Origin of the sequence: Pontibacter harenae (assembly GCF_020907245.1) — a bacterium.
Taxonomy (GTDB): Bacteria; Bacteroidota; Bacteroidia; order Cytophagales; family Hymenobacteraceae; genus Pontibacter; species Pontibacter harenae.
On the sequence record NZ_JAJJWH010000036.1, the window covers coordinates 25,151 to 44,017 of the forward strand.

The window sequence follows — 18,867 nt, forward strand, 5'->3', positions numbered from 1 at the left end:
GGCGGAAATAGCTTTAGAGGGAAAAAGAGATGAGAGTTAATACAGTAGGAAGCAGACTCAGGCAGCACTATAAAAAAGCAAAGGGCAAAGGTACTTTTACCTTTGCCCTTCAATACATATTCTTCCTGAAAATCAACAATCAATAATTAATTCTCCTTCCACTCCAGCGTATTGAGCAGGTGGATGATATCTTTTTTTACAAAATCAATTATAGGAGCCAGCGAATCGTTCTGGGTAGCGGTGCGGAAGTATAGGGCACCGCGCAGGAAATTATCGGTAGAGTCGGTTACGTAGAATTGGAATTGGCTTGGAACCTCGCCTTCTAATTCAAAAACAGAGGCAATGTGCCCCTGCGTAGTCTTGATTTCAGATTCCTCGATAGCGTAAGCTTTGGCTTGGTGTTTAGAGGTGAGTTTTCGTGCATCTTCCACTAACTTATTAAGATCCTCATTGCTAGTGTTAAGGTCTTTGTAGGTTAGCTGTACGTTGGCTCCAAGGCTTGGATAGATAATGTTAATCCAATGCGGCTGTGCAATTCCAGAAGAATCAGGGCGAATTTTGGCATGTTCCGAATACTCAAAGGTATAAGGGTGCTCTTCGGCTAGCTGCTGGTATGTTTGTGAGGGCAAATCGATACGGTTATACCCTTTAGGTTTTGGAGTAAATTCAGCACCGCAGGCTACCATAGCAGAAGCTAAGCCTACGTATAAAAGTACCTTAAGCTTAGCTAACTTTGTGGTATTGTTCTTTCTTTCTTGCGACATTAATCTTGATTCGTTTTACACGCTTAAAGTCCGCCGACTCTACTGTAAAGGAATATCGCCCATATGCTATGTCTTCTCCAACATGCGGTATGCGCGAAAAGAGAGCTGTCATAAGCCCAGCAACAGTTTCGTTGTCGCCCTTTACTTCGTTAAATGCATCAAAGGGGATTTCTGCTATTTTACAAAAATCGTGCAAAGAGGTCTTGCCATCAAAGATAAAAGTATTTTCATCTAATTGAGAGTATATAAGTTCGTCATCGTCGTACTCATCGTTTATCTCTCCAACAATTTCCTCCACAATATCTTCAAGTGTCAGCAAGCCAGAGGTACCGCCATACTCATTTATAACGATGGCCATGTGCACGTGCATTTCCTGGAAATCTTTGAACAGGTCAGCTATACGCTTCGACTCTGGTACACAAAAAGCGGGTTTAATAAGTTGTTGCCAATTGAAGTCGGACCCTTCGTTTAGGTGCGGCAGTAGGTCTTTTATATAAAGTATCCCTTCTATCTTATCCTTGCTCTCTGTGTAAACGGGCACACGGGAGTAGTTCCATTTCGCAATTTCTGGAAAGAGCTCAGGCAACGTCATGCTGGTGCTAAAAGCTATAACATCAACTCGGGGGCGCATAATCTGTTTTACCGATATAGACCCGAAATTCACGACGCCGCGTAAAATCTTGCGCTCCTCTGGTGATGTTTCTTCGTTAGTTAAAGCTTTGTCGAGGCTGTTATGCAACTCTTCAATCGTCTGGTTATAGCTGTTTACCCGGTAGCGCTTTTCTATAAAATTGCCAATGGTATAAAGTATCCACCTCAAGGGGCTTGCCAGCTTTTGTGCTGCGTTAACCTTTGGAGCCAACGCAGAGGCGATGTTAGCACGTTCTTTCTGAGCATACACCTTAGGTATTACCTCACCAAAAAAAACGATGAAGAAGGTTGCCGATAACACACAACCCGCCACTGCCCATGCTGATAACTGCGTGGAGCCAAACATTTTCCAGGTTATATAAGCAAACAGGGTAATGATACCGACATTAATGCCACTGTTTACAATAAGAAAGGTTGTTTGTAGCTTACGCGGGTACTGTAATAAATTATAGGCTGTTCGCTTGGCAGGCTGCTCGCTTGTTTTATAGCTGTCGAGGTCTTGCTCTGAGAGAGAAAAAAAAGCTGCCTCTGCCCCAGAGGTAAGGGCAGAAAGCAGCAATAATAAAAAGCAGGCTACTATAGCCGCTATGTATTCTATACTAAGTAAAGCGGAGGAGCTATGCAATAGCTTTAGTAAACTATAACTAAAGGGGTCTCCTGAATCTAAACTTTCCAAAATACTTTAATTAGATTAAACATTGGTTAGAACGGCAAGTCGTCTGGCTCGTCGTTCTGGAAGGATGAGCTGTTGTTGTTGCCAGCTGCGGCAGTTGTGCTTCCGCCACCGCCATAGCCACCACCTGATGAGGAAGCAGCTTCCTGGTAGTTGCCCTGGCCGCCACCGTTATCGCTGCGCCCGCCAAGCATGGTCATGTTATCGGCCACAATCTCGGTGCTATAACGCTGCACGCCTTCTTTGTCTTGGTATTGGTTTGTACGTATTTTGCCTTCAATGTACACAGACTGTCCTTTGCGGAGGTATTTTTCTGCTACTTCGGCTAGGCCTCTCCAAAGCACAATGTTGTGCCATTCTGTTCTTTCCTGGCGCTGTCCTGTTTTGTCTTTAAAAGACTCCGATGTCGCGATTGGGAAACGCGCCACGGCTACACCACCTTCGAGGTGCCTTACTTCTGGGTCTTTACCTAAGTTTCCTACCAGAATCACTTTGTTTACACTTGCCATGTCTTCTTTTGTTTTATATTGAGTTATTTGGGCTACTCCTGCAACCAAGCAGGAGGCAATTATGGCTACTAAACTATACAAATGCTAAATTTCTTGTATTAGTTCAGTCTATAAATTTACTAAAATTCTGGCATCTTTCAAATAGCTATTTATCAGAATAGATTTAGGCAAATTCTCTACTTCTTCTTTGCTATAAAGTCCGAGCCTGGCCTCCTGGGCTACTTCGTCTTTTAAACGATTTTTAAGCTTGATCAGGTAAAATTTAGCCATGATTTTTTGATGGCTGAGCACATGTTTATACTCCTTCGTGGGTGTCTGTATCTGTGCTTCCGAAACAGGAATGCCTGCTTGCTGTAACTCCTGCAGCAGTCCATCTTCGTTTAGGCTTTTGCTGTTGCTCTCGTACAGGTAAAAGTCATAAAGGCCTTGCCAGATGTCGCCCGCCAAGCGCTTGCGCAGGTAATATTGGTCTTGCCACTTAAATACAAAATAGTGGAAAAAGCGTGGCTTGGCCGCCTTTGCTTTCGACTTTACAGGCAGTTCCTGTACCATGCCGTTGTTAAAGGCAAAGCAGGTCTGTTGTAGCGGGCAGAACATGCAGTCAGGCATAAGAGGCGTGCACTGTATGGCGCCAAACTCCATAATTGCCTGGTTGAAGGTATCTGGAGAGGTTGCAGGCACTAACGTGTTTGCTAAAGACTGGAAAACTTTGCGGGAAGCAGGTGCGGCCGTGTCTTCTGTAACACCGAAGACACGGGCCAACACTCTAAATACATTTCCATCCAGCACAGCCACTTTCTCTTTAAAAGCAAAGGAGGCAATTGCTGCTGCGGTGTAACTTCCAATCCCTTTCAGTTTCAATAGTTCCTGTGCGGTTTCTGGGAAGCTGCCTCTGTGCTCATTTACTACCTGCTTAGCTGTAAAGTGCATGTTGCGAGCCCTGGAGTAGTAGCCTAAGCCTTGCCATAAACGCATTACTTCGTCTTCTGGAGCTGCTGCCAAGTCTTGCACCGTTGGGTAGGCTTCTACAAACTTAAGGTAATAAGGCATACCTTGCGCTACACGCGTTTGCTGTAAAATTACCTCCGACAGCCATATATGGTAAGGGTTTGTTGTTTCGCGCCAAGGTAACGACCGCTTGTGCCGCTCATACCAATCTATAAGTGTACCTGAATAAAAAGAGTTGTCCATGCATAAAATGTGGCAGGTTTATGACTAGGGCCACAAAGTGAAACAGACAAAGGTATAGCTTTGTTTTGTATGTAAGTTTAAAGGAGTTATTGAAATATACCTATTCTACCTTCGTTTGAACCTTGATTAAGGTATTGTAGCCTTTGCTGGAGCAGCGTTTTAAGGGCAAAATACGCTTGTTATAGCCCGTAATAATTTAGGGCTAAAGCTTTTACTTATCGAAAAGTAAAACTACCTTTGTGCCCCGAAAATCAGGGAATGGATAGGCTTTTCCTGATTTAAAGAGATCGAAAGTTAATTTATCTATTATTAATTTATAAATCTAAGAAAGTGACTAAAGCAGAAGTAATATCAGAGATTGCTGATAAAACAGGGATTGATAAAGCGGACGTGCAATCTACCATCGAGGCATTTTTCAAAGTAGTTAAAGACTCTATGGCAGAAGGTAATAATATCTACGTTAGAGGTTTTGGAAGCTTTGTGAATAAGAAGCGCGCGAAGAAAGTTGCTCGTAATATCTCGAAGAACACCTCTATCATCATTGACGAGCATTTTATCCCTAGCTTTAAGCCGTCAAAAACATTTATCCAGAAGATCAAGAACAGTAAGAAAATCAAAGAATTAGCACATTCTTAATTTTTTGTATCTTTGTCCTCTTTAGCAAAGTTTAATACTTTAAATCAACCATTTAGGAAAGAAGAATGTCACGGTCCCAAATACTGATAGTTGTTGCAGCCATCGCGTTGGTGGCCGCCATATTCTTCTTGCCTAAAGTGGTTGTAAACAAAGAAGATAAAGGCAGCATGGCCCAGGCCAATGCGGCAGGTAGTGAGGCCGAAGGCCACTCTGAAGACGATGGGCATAACCATGCAGCCGAAGAGACAACAGCTCATATGGCTGCCACTCCTGAGCAGGTAATGGCTTTAACAACAGCCCGCGCTAAGTATAATAAGGCTTCTGATGAGCAAACCAGAGGCCGTTTAGCCGTAGAGTTGGCTGAGGCTTTTGCAAACGCTAATAAATATGATAGTGCTGGCTACTTTTACGAAGTGGCCGCCAATGCCCGTCCAGGAGAGCAGAGCTTTAAGAAAGCGGGTAATGCCTATTATGAAGCCTTTACGTTTGCACCTACACAGGAACGCGCAAATGAGTTGGGAGGAAAAGCACGCAGCATGTATGAGCGTGTTTTAAGTAACAATCCTTCCGACCTTGATGCAAAGACGAATATAGCTATGACGTATATAGCTACATCGAACCCAATGCAGGGAATTACTTTGCTGCGCGAGGTTATTGTTACAAACCCAAATCACGAGAAGGCGTTGTTTAACCTGGGGATTCTGTCTATACAGTCTAACCAGTACGACAAAGCCGCAGAACGTTTTCAAAAGCTTGTATCTGTTAACCCAGAACATGTAGAGGGAACTTTCTACCTTGCAGTTTCATTAGCTGAAACGGGGCAGAACGAAGAGGCAAAGCGCTTGTTCAACAAAGTGAAGGGAATGAGTAACGATCCTGCACTGGCTGCTTCAGTTGATGAATACCTGGCGAAATTGAATTAAAAAGATTACTGAAACATAAAAAAACAAGACTATGCCTTGCGGAAAGAAAAGAAAAAGACATAAGATCGCTACACACAAAAGAAAGAAGCGTCTAAGAAAGAACAGACATAAGAAGAAGTAATTTCTTCTAAGTAGTATAAGGCCCACATTGCTCAGCAATAGTGGGCTTTGGTCTATACATCCAACTAATCTTTGAGAGAAATTGAGTAATGAACTAATCATCAATTCTACTCAAGATGGAGAACGTATTGCGCTTTTACAGGATAAAAGACTAGTAGAGTATCACTTCGAACGTAAAGATACCAATTACATCGTAGGTGATATTTTTCTGGGTACTGTAAAAAAAGTGATGCCAGGCCTTAATGCTGCCTTTATTGACATTGGCTACCAGAAAGATGCATTTTTGCATTATCATGATCTGGGAGCCAATGTCAAAACTTTAAACAAGTATGTAAAGGCGGCACAGACACAGAAGAACGCTTCACCGAAGCTTAACCAGTTAAAATTTGAGCCAGAGATAGACAAACTGGGCAAGATGGCTGATGTCCTTAAAAAGGGACAGCAGATCTTAGTCCAGATTGTAAAAGAACCTATCTCTACAAAAGGCCCACGATTGTCCTGTGAGATTTCGCTGGCTGGCCGTTACCTGGTGCTCGTACCGTTTTCAAACACGGTAAGTGTATCCAAGAAAATTGTCAGCAAAGAAGAGCGAACACGCCTTAAGCGTTTGATAACATCTATCAAACCAGAGAACTTTGGCGTGATTATCAGAACTGTGGCCGAAGGGCGTGATGTGGCAGAACTCGACAGAGACCTGCGCAACATGCTCGATAACTGGGAAGAAGGTTTTAAAACACTTAGGTCGGCTAAACCATCTGAAAAAGTAATCGGAGAGCTAGGCCGTTCTTCTTCCATTTTGAGGGATTTGCTAAACGAGAGTTTTGACAACATAGTAGTGGACGATCCGCTGCTCTATGACGAGATCAAGACATACATTGGAAGTATTGCTCCAGATAAATTAAAAATATTGAAGCACTACTCTGGCAAGACAAAAACCTTTGAACACTTTAACATTGAGAAACAGCTAAAAGCTGCGTTCGGAAAAACAGTAACGATACCAGGTGGCGGTTACCTGGTAATAGAGCATACAGAAGCCCTACACGTTATTGATGTTAACAGTGGAAACAAATCTAATACCGAAACCGATCAGGAGGGGACAGCAGTACATGTAAACATGATGGCTGCCAGAGAAGTGGTGAGACAGCTTCGCCTTCGGGATATAGGTGGTATAATAGTAGTAGACTTCATTGATATGAAGTCGATAGAAAACCGCCAGAAAGTTTTTGAGGTGGTAAAAGAGGAGATGCGCAAGGACAGGTCTAAGTCCACGGTGCTTCCAATCTCAAAATTCGGCCTGATGCAGATTACACGCCAGCGTGTAAGGCCAGAACAAAACATAGTGACTGGAGAGGTTTGCCCAACCTGCAACGGCACTGGAAAAATTACAGCCAGTATACTGGTTACAGACGAAATTGACGCAGCGGTAGACGACCTGCTGACGAGCCACAACCATAAGAGCCTGACGATATATGTACATCCGTTTGTGTATGCTTATTATACCAAAGGAGTAGTATCGAAACAGATGAGATGGTTTTTCAAATATTTTAAAAGGGTTAATTTGGTTAAGGATACCTCGCTCGGACTTACTGATTTTACAGTGATGGACGATAGAGGTGAAGAAATCGAATTACGTACTGCCCTCGCAGCTGTAGCGGTGGAAGTACCAAAAGAAAACGAAGCATAATAATATAAAAAGCCGCTGCTAAAACTTTAGCAGCGGCTTTTTACTTATAGTTGGTACAGGCTCAAGATGCAAGAGGAAACAGAGAGGCATCCTCTTTTACTTTATTTGCACCGAGTAACAATCAAGTGACAATAAGTTAGAACTTAATACCAAAGTCAATGGAAACGCTGTTGTTCTTAACAGCTATGTTTTTATCTCCTAAAAGATCTTTATAGTAATCGTCGATGTTGGTAAGACCGCGGTGATAAGTAAGACCAGCTAATAATTTTGTGCTTTCGCCCAGCTGAAATTCTACACCCGTACCTAAAAGAGCGTCTACTTCAAAAATATTGAAGCGTTTGATTACCTTTTCACCATCAATCACTTTTCTATCGTTTACCTGCGCTGCTACTTTAGTATTTAAAGAGCCTCCCACCTGAAAATATATAATAGTACCAGGGGCAACTTCGTTTGTAAATAGCTTCAGGGAAAGAGGTAGTTCTACATACTGCAGGGAGATGTCATCCTGGCCAGAAGTAGTAGTGGTGCCGCCGCCATCTTGGCGCGTATAGCGGTAAGAAATCTCGCTACCTTTACTGCGGTACATCACACCCGTGCTGAAGGCATAATTTTGGGCAAAGAAGTAATCGGCTATCACACCAACACCAAGGCGTAACTTGTTACTTTCTTTGTTAAACTGATAGACGTCTTCCGCAATAAAACGGTTGCTTGCTATAGTGGGTGATACCTGCAAACCAATTTCTATTTGAGCCATAGCTGTAAGGCCAAAGCAAAGAAACAGCATTAAGAGTGTAAATTTCTTCATGTGTGTAGTTAAATAAGTAATTGTGTTACCTTAAATACGTAACAACCTTCTATTTTTGTACAAATATAAACTATAATGTATTATCGAATTCTAGTATTTGCCCTTCTTCTTTTTGCTTACGGATGTAAGGAGAAGGGTTGTGAACTTCCAGATGAAATCGCGGAAGTGGCTGTGGATGTGAATATTGAGCGTTTGGAAAAACCTTTTTTTTCAGCTGAATCCAAGCAGGACATTGCACAGTTTCTTAGCCAAAACAATTTATTTGCTGCTAAATATTTGCAACGGAATCAGTACCCTTCTGACTCGTTGCTGCTAAATCCTCTGTATGCGTTATCGCAGAATGAGGCGCTGGATACACTCTACCAGGAGGCTACTCAAACCTTTGGCGATATGGGAGAAGAGCGGCAGAAACTAGAGACTGCATTTAAGGTGATAAAGTACCATTACCCAGAGTTTGAAGTTCCAGAGGTGAAAACGTTCGTGACGGGATTAGGGAGTATGGGTGCCGACTTGTTTGTGTCAGATAGCCTGATAGTTTTTGGCCTTGATTATTTTATTGGCGAAGGAGCTACATACAGGCCACAGGCATATGATTACATTCTGCAGCGCTACAAGCGGGAGAACATGGTGCCATCTGCTATGCTATTACTTTCAAACAGGTTTAATAAAACTAACTTCGCCGACAGAACTTTATTAGCTGAAATGATAAACGTAGGCAAAGCGTATTATTTTGTTAAAAGTGCTATGCCTTGTGTCGCTGATTCAGCCATTATTGGGTTTACGGGGCAGCAGATAGCTGATGTAAACTATAACGAAGGCCGTGTTTGGGCACATTTCATTGAAAAGAGCCTGTTGTACGAGAAGAGTCCTGTAGTACTTAACAGATACATTGGCGAACGGCCAAATGTGCCAGAAATAGACGCAAAAGCTCCTGGCAGAGTAGGAGCTTGGGTAGGCTGGCAGATCGTTAAAAAGTATATGGAACGTCACCCAGAGGTAACTCTTCCTGAACTGATGGCTGAAACAGACGCATCAAAAATCTTTAACGAATCGAAGTACAGGCCAGAGAGGAGGTAGGTATTTTAATTTGTTACCTGCAGTAGTTGCTACACAGGCCTTACCATTCTCATGCAGATTACGATACTAAACCAGCACCATACCAATCCTGATTGCCCCGCCACCAGCCGCCATTATTCTTTTTTGGAGCAGTTGACGAAAAGGCATAAGGTGACTTTAGTGACTACTGATGGCTGGAGATCTGCACGCATTACAAACAACTATAGCTGGGTGCCAGAAGGGGTTGAATTACATGAGAGCACGGTGCCTTATGCAAACAAAATGGGCGTGGTGCAGCGCCTGAAATCCTTTGCAGGCTTTGCTGCATTTAGCTTCAAGAAAGCAATGGAGCTTCCTAAACCAGACATAATTTGGGCAGTATCTACACCGCTTTCAACACCCTGGGTGGCAGCACAGGTAGCAAAGTTACGAGGTGTGCCATGGGTTTTTGAAGTACAGGATTTGTGGCCAAAGTTTCCGATTGAAATGGGAGCCGTAAAAAACAAATGGCTACAGCAGCGGCTTTATGTATTAGAGAAAAGTCTCTACAAAAGTGCGGCTCACATAATCACGCTATCGCCTAATATGACAGATTATGTAGCAAGCCTTGGCATCAGCAGGGACAAGATTACAACAAATTACAACGGTACTGATTTAAACATGATAGCGGCTGTAAAGCCTGCCGCGGTTGAACTGCTTCGGGAGAGGTACCAGTTAGAAGGTAAACGGGTAGTGCTGTATGCAGGCACCTATGGCCGCGCAAATGACATCCCTACCTTGATGAAGGCTATTGAGGTACTAGCCTCGGAGCCAGAGATAAAATTTGTTTTTACGGGTAGCGGATACTATGAGCCACAACTTCAGGAGCTGGCAGCGCGAATGCCTAACCTGCTGCTTTTGCCACCGCAGAACCGTCAGGACACTTTTGAGCTGTTTAAGCTAGCCGATCTGTCCTTAGTAACTTTCAGCAATTTACCAGTTTTGGCCGCTAATTCACCCGCAAAGTTCTACGATAGTCTGGGCTGTGGTACGCCTGTTATCGTTACCAACCCTGGCTGGACTAATAGCTTTGTCCAAAAGTATAATGTGGGGTGGTACACACCAGCCGAGCAGCATGAGCTTCTGGCACAGACAATAAAAAGCGCACTTGCAGATGCAGCGATCCTTCAGAAAAAAGGAGCGAACGGAGCTATTATAGCCAAGGAAATATTTGACAGACAAATGCTCGTAACAAAGGTGGAACAGGTTTTACAAAGAGCACAGCAACAATCGTAAAAACTTCTGTTTCATTACCTGTTCCACCTTTTTTTCATAAGCTGCTACTATCCTTCAAAGCCCTCTACTACCAGCATTTTAGTGTTGGAGGCGCTCTGCCTAATAGCTTTTGCTTTCGAATATTCAGGTGAGTTCCACCAGGTTTTTGCCCGCTCTACACTAGGAAATTCCAGCACCACAAGGCGCTGCGGTTGCCAACCGCCCTCTAAGCTTTCGGTGGTGCCACCTCTAACTACAAACTTGCCCTCATAAGGTGCAAGCGAGGCTGGTGTCAGTTTTTTATAATCTTCGTAAGTGGCTGGGTCGGTAACGTCTATCTCAACAATAATATAAGCAGGCATATTAATTAGGTTTATTTTCCCTAATGATACAAAGTGCAGGAGAAATATACAAGCTACAGTTGTGTCTTCCTTTACAAATGAATGTTGGTTTCTTATGGATGAATTATTAGACTGTTCTATGCTTGTTTCACACATGAGGCACCCTCTCCCTTTCTAACCTTCTACCTTTTTAACTTCATTTAGCTGTTTCACCATCAGCAAACGGGGAGTGCCATCTAGATAATAATCTTGTTGTGCCTCTGTTTTAACGAAGCCAGATTTCTCGTAAATTCTTATGGCAGAAGCGTTTTCAGGATGTACGGTAAGCGTAATTTTGCTGGCTCCCTTCGCTGCTATGTCATTTAGCAGCTCCTGTTGTAGTTTCTGTCCGATTTGTTTCCCTCTATGGCCTGGCATCACGCCAAGAGAAAGAACCCAGGCTTCGGCGGTTTCCTGGTTATAGTGGCCGATGGTATAGCCTACAGTTTCTTCTGCCAGGGCAGCTACTTTTACTAAACCGTTTGTAATGTCCAAAAACTGGCGCAGCACAAATACAGGATAGCTTTCATAGTTAAATAAATGCTTATCAATCTTTCGGATGGCTAGCAGGTCATCAAGATTAGCTTTTCTGATGGATAAGTTATGAGAAGTTATTGGCATAGGAGTAGCCTGTAACACTGCTAAAAAGCGGTGGCACAGGTAAAGTAGAAAGTCAAAAGTTTAGATCTTATCTGAAGGCAGGATTTACGTCTGGTTCGAAATCGAGCACAGCCGAATTCATGCAGAAACGCTTGCCTGTTGGCGGCGGACCATCATCAAAAATATGACCTAAGTGTGCATCGCAGCGGCCACACAGTACTTCAATCCTGACCATTCCAAGTGAGTTGTCTTGCTCATAAGCGACGCTTGTTGCACGCAGTTCCTGATAGAAACTTGGCCAACCGCACTGGCTGTCGTATTTGGTATCTGATTTAAAAAGTGCATTGCCACACGCTGCGCAGTAATAGGTACCTACTCCATGATGGTCCCAGAACTTGCCAGTATAAGCCCTTTCAGTAGCCTTTCCGCGTGCTATTCTATACACATCTGCCGACAACACTTTTCGCCAGGTTGCATCGGGGAGGTTCAGTTTTGTGGTATCGGTACGGGAGTAATAGGGGTTCTTAAGATTTTGCGCTGCTTCGCTTACCTGAAGTTCAGCGGCAGTAGTATTTTCTGTTGTGGGTTGGCAGCCAAACAAAGAGAAGGTAACCAGGATAAAGGATAAAAAGAGTCGCTCCATTTTATGATTTTAAGTGCAGTACTAACGAAATGCATGCTAACCTGGATTTATATGCCAGCTTAGCTGTGGTTTAAACTGTATAGTTTCTTAACCTATTTGTGGCGGAGAAAGTGCCACTAATTTCTCTTGTCGGTACTGCTGCTCTACTCTATTTTGCCAGTGCCAAAGCTTTGAGCCTTCATCTGCCCTAGCCTCTTTGTAAGGGAGCTATAGCAAAGGCTCAACATCTGTTGTAAATGCAGGATTGTTTAGTTCTGCATAACTGGCCTTAGCTCCACACTTCCACCAGTTTTAAAGATAGGGCATTGGCGGGCAATTTCTATAGCCTGTTCGTCTGAGGTGGCTTTGATGATAAAATAGCCGCTGATAGCTTCTTTACTTTCCACGAAGGGACCATCCGTTAAAAGTGCATCTTTGGTAATATGATAGCCTCCGAAGCCCAGTGGATCGCCGGCTACGAACTGGTCGGCTTGCGTTAGCTCCTCTACCCACTGCATGTATTGTTGCATGTCGGCTTCCATTTGCTCGGGAGTAAGTTGCTGTGCTGCCTGTAAATCTTCCTTCAGAAAAAGCATGTATTGTTTCATCTTGGCTGTTATTTTAAAGGTTAGAAATTTTCGTAAGAGGTGGCATATTTTATCAGTTTGCTGTCGTGTTTCAATCATGCTGATTGAAGGTGCTATGGGTTGCAAAAGAGTAGCGGTGGTAGCAAAGCGTAGTGCAGATGTTTGTTCATAATGTTTTACTTATAGACAAACACACCTGCCTAATAAAGATATTAGAGCTGAGATTTTTTGTAGCATGCTTACTTCCCATTGGGCAAGAAAACAGGTTGCTGCTTAGCTGGAATTACAAGGGCAGTGTTAAAATCAGGGAAAATGGTTTTTAAGGTGACTTCGTCTACTTGGGCAAGATCTAGAAAGGACCATTTGGTGCCATTGTCTTTCGAGATGCAGAGTAAGCTGCTGGTATTCGAAACCGTGCCGTTGGGAAGTTTAAGTACAGTTTTCTGAGGCAGAATGCAGTGCAGTTCGTTTCCTGCTTTTACTACCTGGCTTGGCTCCCCTAGTGTTACTTCCTGTATCGTGGCTCCCTGTGCAGCCATTTCTTCCATAGCCGACGATATCATGCTAATCATCTTTTCCTTGCCGCCCATCTGCGCCACTACCCACGGGTAAGTATAGTCAGCCATTAGCTCATAGTTCTTCTGAAAAACGGCATCAGACATGGCTTGTGCCTGCCTCTTTATATTTTCAGATTGCTTTTGAGCATGAGCGCTTATCATCAACAGGAAGAATAGCGGAAGTAGGAAAAGTTTTTTCATGGATGAGAGAAACAGTTTTATAGTGTTAACAAAATGAAAGATAGCGTTTTTGCATTTGTATCGCTACACTTTTTATGTCTGATAGCTGCCGAGGGAAGCATATTTTTTTTAGCTGTGAAAGCTACTTGATGTGATAACTTTAATTTCTGGCATGAGCTTTGGTATTAGGTCATCAAGAAGAGCATAGAACCAGGCCTGGACAATTGCTTTGGAAGTGTTGACCACAACTTTAATAAGAGAAAGAAGATGAAAAAGGTTATTGTAATGCTAGCCCTGGGTGTTATGGTTGCAGGAAGTTCTTTTGCACAAAACGCCCCACAAAAAGAAATAAAAGCCCGTACCGAGCAAAGAGCTGATAAAGGTGCCAGAAAATATAAGTCTAAAGACAAGAAAAGCCCAGAAGAAAGAGCGCAGCTAAAAACAGACAGGCTGAGCCAAAAGCTGGAGCTGAATAAATCGCAGACTAAAAAGCTACAGGCCCTTAACCTGAAGCATGAAAAGGAAATGGAAGCAATGCGTGGCAAAAGAAGCAATGCCAGCGACCGTGGCCAAATACGTAGCGAGATGCAGACCCGCCGCGCGAAATGGAATGATGAACTAAAAGACATCCTTACTAAAAAGCAATATGCTAAATATGAGGCCGATCAGAAAGAGATGAGAGCTCGTATGGAAAGCAGGAGAGACCACCAAGGCAAAGATTTTAAAGGAAGAAGTGCTCAGCGTCCGCAAAGAAGCTAAGGCGTTAGTTAGTACAACTGGCAAAAGGCAAGCGATAGCGCTTGCCTTTTTTGTTTAGTACGAGTTGCACAGAGACCTGCTGTGCCCGATAACCTTGCCTAGCCCACTTTCGCTATACCTATAGGACCTATACGATAGCTATGCAGCGATTTTACACCTGGCTACTGTTGCTTTTACTTGTGAGTGCCTGTACAGAGAAAGAGGCAGAAAAGACCTCTACATCTACACAAGCTTCTGAAAACGATGCCATTTTTTATGCTTCGCTGAACCAAGCTATACACCTTGGCCAATACAATGGAGTGCTCACGGTAAAAGAACTGAAACAGCATGGCAGCTTAGGCGTGGGCAGCACGGCCAGGCTGGTAGAGGAGTTGGTGATAATAAAGGGTGTGGCTTACGGTATACCAGCAAACGGAAATGCGCGTGAGTTGCCTGACAGTACGAAAGTAGCCTTTGCGGCTATTAAAAACTTTGAGCCAGACGATCAACTGAGTATTGACAGGCGTTTAACGCTGAAAGAATTGGAGGCTTACCTGGATTCTGTTATCACGAAGAATACCTTTGCTGCCATTAGAGTACGAGGCAAGTTTTCTTCCATTACCTACCGTACGTTTAATCCGCAGGACAAGCCGTTCCGCCCGACCGATGATGTACCAGAGGTTGTTTATAACCGCAGCGACATACAAGGTACGATGGCAGGCTTTTTCACCCCACAATCGGCAGAGGTACTTAACAGCCCAGTTTACCATTTCCATTTTGTAGACCAGAACAGAACTACAGGAGGGCATGTAAAGGATTTTGTGGCAGATCAGCTGGACATAGAAATAGATTATGCCAATGAGTTAAATGTACGGCTTCCAGACCCTGCTTTACTGCGACACATTGATTTGAATAAATCTGTATCGGAGTAGCTGTTATCTAGGTGAATTTGCCTGGAATACCCGCAGCAAGTTTCCGCCCAATATCTTGTTTATATCCTGCTGGCTGTAGCCTCTTGTCAATAAACCTTTTGTGATGAGCGGATAATCTTCTACGCCATCTAGTTGCTGTGGAGCCATAGAAATACCGTCAAAGTCAGAGCCGAGGCCTACATAATCCACGCCCACCAGCTTTACGATATAATCAATGTGGTCGAGCAATACCGAAAGTGGAGGTTGTACAGCGGTAGCCTCTTTCGGATATTTGTTCACAAGCCATTTCCTGATTCTGCTGTTAGACCAGCCACGGTTTTTTAAAGAGTCTATTTCTGTTTTATACTTTGCCATAAACTGTTGCTGGCGCTCAGGCACACCGCAGTCCAGGAAATCGGCAGCAAAGTTTAGCTGAACCACGCCGCCATTTTTAGCAATGGCTTTTATCTGATCGTCTTTAAGGTTTCGGAAATGAGAACAGAAATTGTGCACGCTACTATGGGAAGCTATAACAGGCTTGGTGCTGGTGTTGATCACATCCCAGAAAGTCTGGTCGCCCACATGGCTTATGTCTACCATCATGCCCAGTTCGTTCATACGCCTCACAATTTGCTTTCCGTGCTCGTTTAGGCCGCTTTTAGCGTTAGGTACCGTGCCTGCTGTTTCGTCTTTGGCCGAAGATGCCCAGGAGGTGGAGTTGTTCCAGGTAAGGGTAAGGTAACGTGCTCCTCTGTTGTACAGGCTATCGAGGTACGGAATACTGTCTTCTATCATGTGGCCGCCTTCTACACCAACAAGCCCAGCCAGTTTCCCTTGCTTTACCGCGTCCATTAGCTCCTGATAGTTGCCCACCATCACCATTTTATCAGGATTACGCGCGGCAATGGCCTGTAAAGAGTCTATCTGCCTGTTTGCATAAGCAAAGCCCTTTCCCTTGCCATAGGTCTCGTCGCTCCACACCGAAAAGAACTGCACATCCACGCCACCTTTTTTGAAGCGTGCTAGATCGGAGTGCGTTTTCCCTCTCAGGTCATCTTCCAGCCTTAGCCCTTCCAGCACATTGATGAGCACATCGTTATGAGTGTCAACTAAAATAGCTTTCTGATGGATTTTTTGGTAGTTCTGTGCATTGGCCGAATGAGCGGCACAGAAGAGGGCAAGGGCAGCTGCACCTTTGGCAAATAATTTCATGCTTCGTTTCTGTTTTGAGCAAAGCAGCCGTGCTTAAATAAGAATAACCAGGAGACGGTTAAGAGTTTTGTTGTGTGGCTGCAATGGTTATGCTTGCTGAATAAATACTATGCTTCTAATATAGCTTAAATATGTATAATGTGCATAACGTAGTTAAAAACAACAGCGGCTGAATTTTAGGGCCAGAATATTGTCCGCCGATGATAAGATAGTGAATAGCTGCTTCGCTTGCTACTCCAGTAAACCAGCCGTTGATGTTTTTTGTGGTTGTGCGTTCGTTTTTTATTTATCACCACGCTCATACTTTTCAAGCAATTCTTTTGTGATTGCACCATGTGAAAACCCTCTCAATTCCATTAACTTTTGAATAAATGGGTCTAGGAAAAAATAACATTGGTAGAGAATCTCTCTTTTTTCTTTAACTATCTGTAATGCTTCCTCTCTTCCTTTGATTGTTAAAAACTTTTCGCCTTCCTGATTTATAAATCTGTGAATTAAGTAATTTCTTGCATCAAGAGCCTCTTCAAGTCTTTCTGCAAATCTGTCATTTACTTCAATCAATTTTTTAAGTTGACTTATCAAACCACCCAAAGTTTTCTTGGAGAGATTAAGCATATAATCGTCTATCTTTTCATCTTGTTGCTTGTCTGTCAAATCAAATTCATTATCTGCCAGCAACATCATATATGCAATCGAATATTCCAGTTTTTGTGAGTCTAGAACTGCATAACCTAAAATATCAGTAATTGGCTTAATATCTTTCTTATCGATTCGCATATCTTTTGAAATGGCGCACAACTTCCAGTTAAACGTAATAACCTACGTTTAGCCTACCAAATATAGCAGATAGCAGTAGTTTCGCAAGCCCCTGAACAAGAAGCTGGTAGCGTTCAAAAACAAAACCTGCCGCAGTTTTGCACCACAGCAGGTTTTCTTATTTGTTATCACCGTTACAGTTACACTTTACCCTCCCAATTTGTTCTCAGGATCGTCAGGTATGTTCGGGAAATTTTTTTCGAAGAACTGACAGAAGTGGGTGAGGGGGCATTCTTCACACTTGGGCCTACGGGCAATACAGATGTAGCGGCCATGTAGTATAAGCCAATGGTGTGCTTTCGAAATAAGCTCCTGGGGCAGGTTTGCTATTAATTCTTTTTCTACCTCTAGTGGCGTTTTGGCTGCTTTGGCTACCAAGCCTAAACGTTTGCTAACCCTGAACACGTGCGTATCTACGGCCATGGCAGGCTGGTTCCAGATAACAGATACAATAACGTTGGCGGTTTTGCGGCCTACGCCTGGCAACTTTACCAACTCAGCCACTGTGCTGGGTACTTCGGAGTTAAACTGCTCTACCAGCATTTTGCCCAAGCCAGCCAAGTGCTTGGCCTTGTTGTTCGGGTACGATATGCTTTTAATGTAGGGAAATATTTCTTCTGGCGTAGCAGCAGCCAAATGTTCTGGCGAAGGATAAGCCTCAAAAAGGGCAGGCGTTACCATGTTCACACGCTTATCGGTACATTGGGCACTCAGTACCACAGCCAGTATCAGTTCATACGGGTTAGAATAAGCGAGTTCGGTTTCAGGCTCAGGAAAATTATTCGTGAAGTAGTCGATCAGGAGCCTGTAGCGTTCTTTCTTGCGCATAAAAAAAGTTTGCAGTCGTTAAGACTGCAAACTTAAGCTTTTTGAATAATTTAAGATATTCTCTATCGGGCGATCTTTAGGGCTTCTGATAGCGCCGTTTAACAGGTTTTGGATCAGCAGGAGTTCTGAGCAGGTTTCAGCTAACTCTTCGTCGTGCATAAATGCTGTCTCCAGTTGTTCACGGGCATCATCTGCCAGTTCGTTATAAACATACTGTATCAGCTCATTCTGAGTAGAGGTTTTTATCATAAGCAATATTACTGTTTAGCATCTTCTTCCGAAGGTTGATTAGCGCATAGCGCATACGACCTAAGGCGGTGTTGATGCTCACACCAGTAGCATCGGCTATCTCCTGAAAACTCATGTCGGCGTAGTGGCGCATCATAAGCACTTCGCGCTGCGTTTGCGGCAGCGTCTGGATTAGCTCGCGCAGACGGGCATGCGTGTCCTCCTGTATTTGTCGGGACTCAGCGGAGTCCTCGGCAAAAGATAGGTTGTTAAACACATAGCTGCCATCTTCTAGCGTGACCATCGGGCTTCGTTTCTCTTTACGGAAAAAGTCGATTGCCAGGTTATGGGCAATACGGCATATCCAGGAAGAAAACTTGCCTTCCTCGTTATAGCGGCCGCTCTTCATTGTATGAACCGCTTTGATAAACGTGTCCTGCAATAAATCCTCGGCTGTATAGGAGTCTTTTACAATTAAAAAGATCGTTGTGTAGACTTTGTTCTTGTGCCTGTTTACAAGCTGTTCAAACGCATTCTCATTACCTGCGATATAGAGCGACACTAAAGCAGAGTCGTTCAGCTGGGTAGTTGTATTCATCGTAAAGCTACATTAGGTTAACGTAGAGCTTTAAATCATATTGTTGCGTTTACTATTTAGAACAAATGTTTTTTGAAGTGTATATCAAATATATGCAAAGCTTTTAAACTGTGCAAGAGCTTTGGCTGCGGCAACTGAAAAAATAATTTACTTTTTATACCTGCCACAAAGTGTATCTCGTTGCAGCTGACTTATTTCTATATAATTATATAGGGCTTATTACTGCCTACAGCGCATTTTGTTGCATTAGTAGCCCCTCTGGGAGATTTTTTTAGCACCCGCATGATGCGCAGCTTAAAAAATAAAGTTGTGGTTCACAATGTATGATGTTTGCATTTTTGTTT

General features: G+C 43.4%; 22 protein-coding genes. 7 read left to right on the plus strand and 15 right to left on the minus strand.

The features are described 5' to 3' along the window. Positions 1 to 146: 146 nt before the first annotated feature. From gldD to mutY, 4 genes are all read right to left on the minus strand, one after another. A complete protein-coding gene (gene gldD, locus LN893_RS15595) occupies positions 147 to 686 on the minus strand; it encodes a gliding motility lipoprotein GldD (protein WP_500797098.1) in 540 nt (179 codons plus the stop codon). 37 nt (positions 687 to 723) lie between these two features. After that, positions 724 to 2,091, minus strand: coding sequence for a gliding motility-associated protein GldE (gene gldE / locus LN893_RS15600; RefSeq protein ID WP_229971673.1), 1,368 nt, complete (start codon positions 2,089 to 2,091; stop codon positions 724 to 726). Between the two features lie 26 nt (positions 2,092 to 2,117). Continuing rightward, the gene (locus LN893_RS15605; protein WP_229971675.1) at positions 2,118 to 2,597 is read right to left on the minus strand and encodes a single-stranded DNA-binding protein; all 480 of its coding nucleotides are present in this window, start codon (positions 2,595 to 2,597) and stop codon (positions 2,118 to 2,120) included. Between the two features lie 108 nt (positions 2,598 to 2,705). After that, positions 2,706 to 3,788, minus strand: coding sequence for an A/G-specific adenine glycosylase (mutY, locus tag LN893_RS15610; RefSeq protein ID WP_229971677.1), 1,083 nt, complete (start codon positions 3,786 to 3,788; stop codon positions 2,706 to 2,708). 312 nt (positions 3,789 to 4,100) lie between these two features. Here mutY and LN893_RS15615 point away from each other — a divergent pair, with 312 nt between their 5' ends. From LN893_RS15615 to LN893_RS15625, 3 genes are all read left to right on the plus strand, one after another. After that, complete coding sequence (locus LN893_RS15615) at positions 4,101 to 4,424, plus strand: HU family DNA-binding protein (protein WP_369427689.1); 324 nt, start codon at positions 4,101 to 4,103, stop codon at positions 4,422 to 4,424. A gap of 65 nt (positions 4,425 to 4,489) precedes the next feature. Next, entirely contained in the window at positions 4,490 to 5,347 is an 858-nt protein-coding gene (locus tag LN893_RS15620) for a tetratricopeptide repeat protein (RefSeq protein ID WP_229971679.1), read from the plus strand. 202 nt (positions 5,348 to 5,549) lie between these two features. Next, positions 5,550 to 7,151 (plus strand): Rne/Rng family ribonuclease, encoded by a 1,602-nt coding sequence (locus LN893_RS15625; RefSeq protein WP_229971680.1) that lies wholly within the window; start codon positions 5,550 to 5,552, stop codon positions 7,149 to 7,151. Between the two features lie 136 nt (positions 7,152 to 7,287). Here LN893_RS15625 and LN893_RS15630 read toward each other — a convergent pair whose 3' ends face one another. Continuing rightward, positions 7,288 to 7,956, minus strand: coding sequence for a porin family protein (locus LN893_RS15630; RefSeq protein ID WP_229971681.1), 669 nt, complete (start codon positions 7,954 to 7,956; stop codon positions 7,288 to 7,290). A gap of 75 nt (positions 7,957 to 8,031) precedes the next feature. Between LN893_RS15630 and gldB the strand changes: the two genes are divergently transcribed. Continuing rightward, a complete protein-coding gene (gene gldB / locus LN893_RS15635) occupies positions 8,032 to 9,033 on the plus strand; it encodes a gliding motility lipoprotein GldB (RefSeq protein WP_229971682.1) in 1,002 nt (333 codons plus the stop codon). A 51-nt stretch (positions 9,034 to 9,084) separates the two neighbouring features. Continuing rightward, entirely contained in the window at positions 9,085 to 10,287 is a 1,203-nt protein-coding gene (locus tag LN893_RS15640; RefSeq protein WP_229971683.1) for a glycosyltransferase family 4 protein, read from the plus strand. Positions 10,288 to 10,334: 47 nt separating this feature from the next. Here LN893_RS15640 and LN893_RS15645 read toward each other — a convergent pair whose 3' ends face one another. From LN893_RS15645 to LN893_RS15665, 5 genes are all read right to left on the minus strand, one after another. Continuing rightward, positions 10,335 to 10,628, minus strand: coding sequence for a DUF1330 domain-containing protein (locus LN893_RS15645; RefSeq protein ID WP_229971684.1), 294 nt, complete (start codon positions 10,626 to 10,628; stop codon positions 10,335 to 10,337). A gap of 153 nt (positions 10,629 to 10,781) precedes the next feature. Further along, a complete protein-coding gene (locus LN893_RS15650; RefSeq protein WP_229971685.1) occupies positions 10,782 to 11,267 on the minus strand; it encodes a GNAT family N-acetyltransferase in 486 nt (161 codons plus the stop codon). Between the two features lie 67 nt (positions 11,268 to 11,334). Next, entirely contained in the window at positions 11,335 to 11,889 is a 555-nt protein-coding gene (gene msrB / locus LN893_RS15655) for a peptide-methionine (R)-S-oxide reductase MsrB (protein WP_229971686.1), read from the minus strand. Between the two features lie 248 nt (positions 11,890 to 12,137). Continuing rightward, a complete protein-coding gene (locus LN893_RS15660) occupies positions 12,138 to 12,476 on the minus strand; it encodes a YciI family protein (RefSeq protein ID WP_229971688.1) in 339 nt (112 codons plus the stop codon). 218 nt (positions 12,477 to 12,694) lie between these two features. Then, positions 12,695 to 13,213 (minus strand): hypothetical protein, encoded by a 519-nt coding sequence (locus tag LN893_RS15665; RefSeq protein ID WP_229971690.1) that lies wholly within the window; start codon positions 13,211 to 13,213, stop codon positions 12,695 to 12,697. Between the two features lie 246 nt (positions 13,214 to 13,459). Here LN893_RS15665 and LN893_RS15670 point away from each other — a divergent pair, with 246 nt between their 5' ends. Together LN893_RS15670 and LN893_RS15675 are read left to right on the plus strand one after the other, a co-directional pair. Beyond that, positions 13,460 to 13,951, plus strand: coding sequence for a DUF4890 domain-containing protein (locus LN893_RS15670; protein WP_229971692.1), 492 nt, complete (start codon positions 13,460 to 13,462; stop codon positions 13,949 to 13,951). Positions 13,952 to 14,091: 140 nt separating this feature from the next. Then, on the plus strand, positions 14,092 to 14,862 hold the full coding sequence (locus LN893_RS15675; RefSeq protein WP_229971694.1) for an acetolactate decarboxylase: 771 nt from the start codon (positions 14,092 to 14,094) through the stop codon (positions 14,860 to 14,862). A gap of 3 nt (positions 14,863 to 14,865) precedes the next feature. On the opposite strand, the gene LN893_RS15680 is transcribed toward LN893_RS15675, so the two are convergent. The 5 genes from LN893_RS15680 to LN893_RS15700 all read right to left on the minus strand — a co-directional run bounded on the left by LN893_RS15680 (position 14,866) and on the right by LN893_RS15700 (position 18,523). Continuing rightward, on the minus strand, positions 14,866 to 16,053 hold the full coding sequence (locus LN893_RS15680) for a dipeptidase (protein WP_229971696.1): 1,188 nt from the start codon (positions 16,051 to 16,053) through the stop codon (positions 14,866 to 14,868). Positions 16,054 to 16,335: 282 nt separating this feature from the next. Beyond that, on the minus strand, positions 16,336 to 16,830 hold the full coding sequence (locus LN893_RS15685) for a hypothetical protein (protein WP_229971698.1): 495 nt from the start codon (positions 16,828 to 16,830) through the stop codon (positions 16,336 to 16,338). A 186-nt stretch (positions 16,831 to 17,016) separates the two neighbouring features. Continuing rightward, positions 17,017 to 17,697 (minus strand): endonuclease III, encoded by a 681-nt coding sequence (gene nth, locus LN893_RS15690; protein WP_229971700.1) that lies wholly within the window; start codon positions 17,695 to 17,697, stop codon positions 17,017 to 17,019. An 18-nt stretch (positions 17,698 to 17,715) separates the two neighbouring features. After that, positions 17,716 to 17,946: a hypothetical protein gene (locus tag LN893_RS15695; protein WP_229971702.1), complete on the minus strand. Its 231-nt coding sequence runs from the start codon at positions 17,944 to 17,946 to the stop codon at positions 17,716 to 17,718. Further along, positions 17,921 to 18,523 (minus strand): RNA polymerase sigma factor, encoded by a 603-nt coding sequence (locus LN893_RS15700; RefSeq protein WP_229971704.1) that lies wholly within the window; start codon positions 18,521 to 18,523, stop codon positions 17,921 to 17,923. The genes LN893_RS15695 and LN893_RS15700 overlap by 26 nt, the downstream gene beginning before the upstream one ends. Positions 18,524 to 18,867 lie beyond the last annotated feature (344 nt).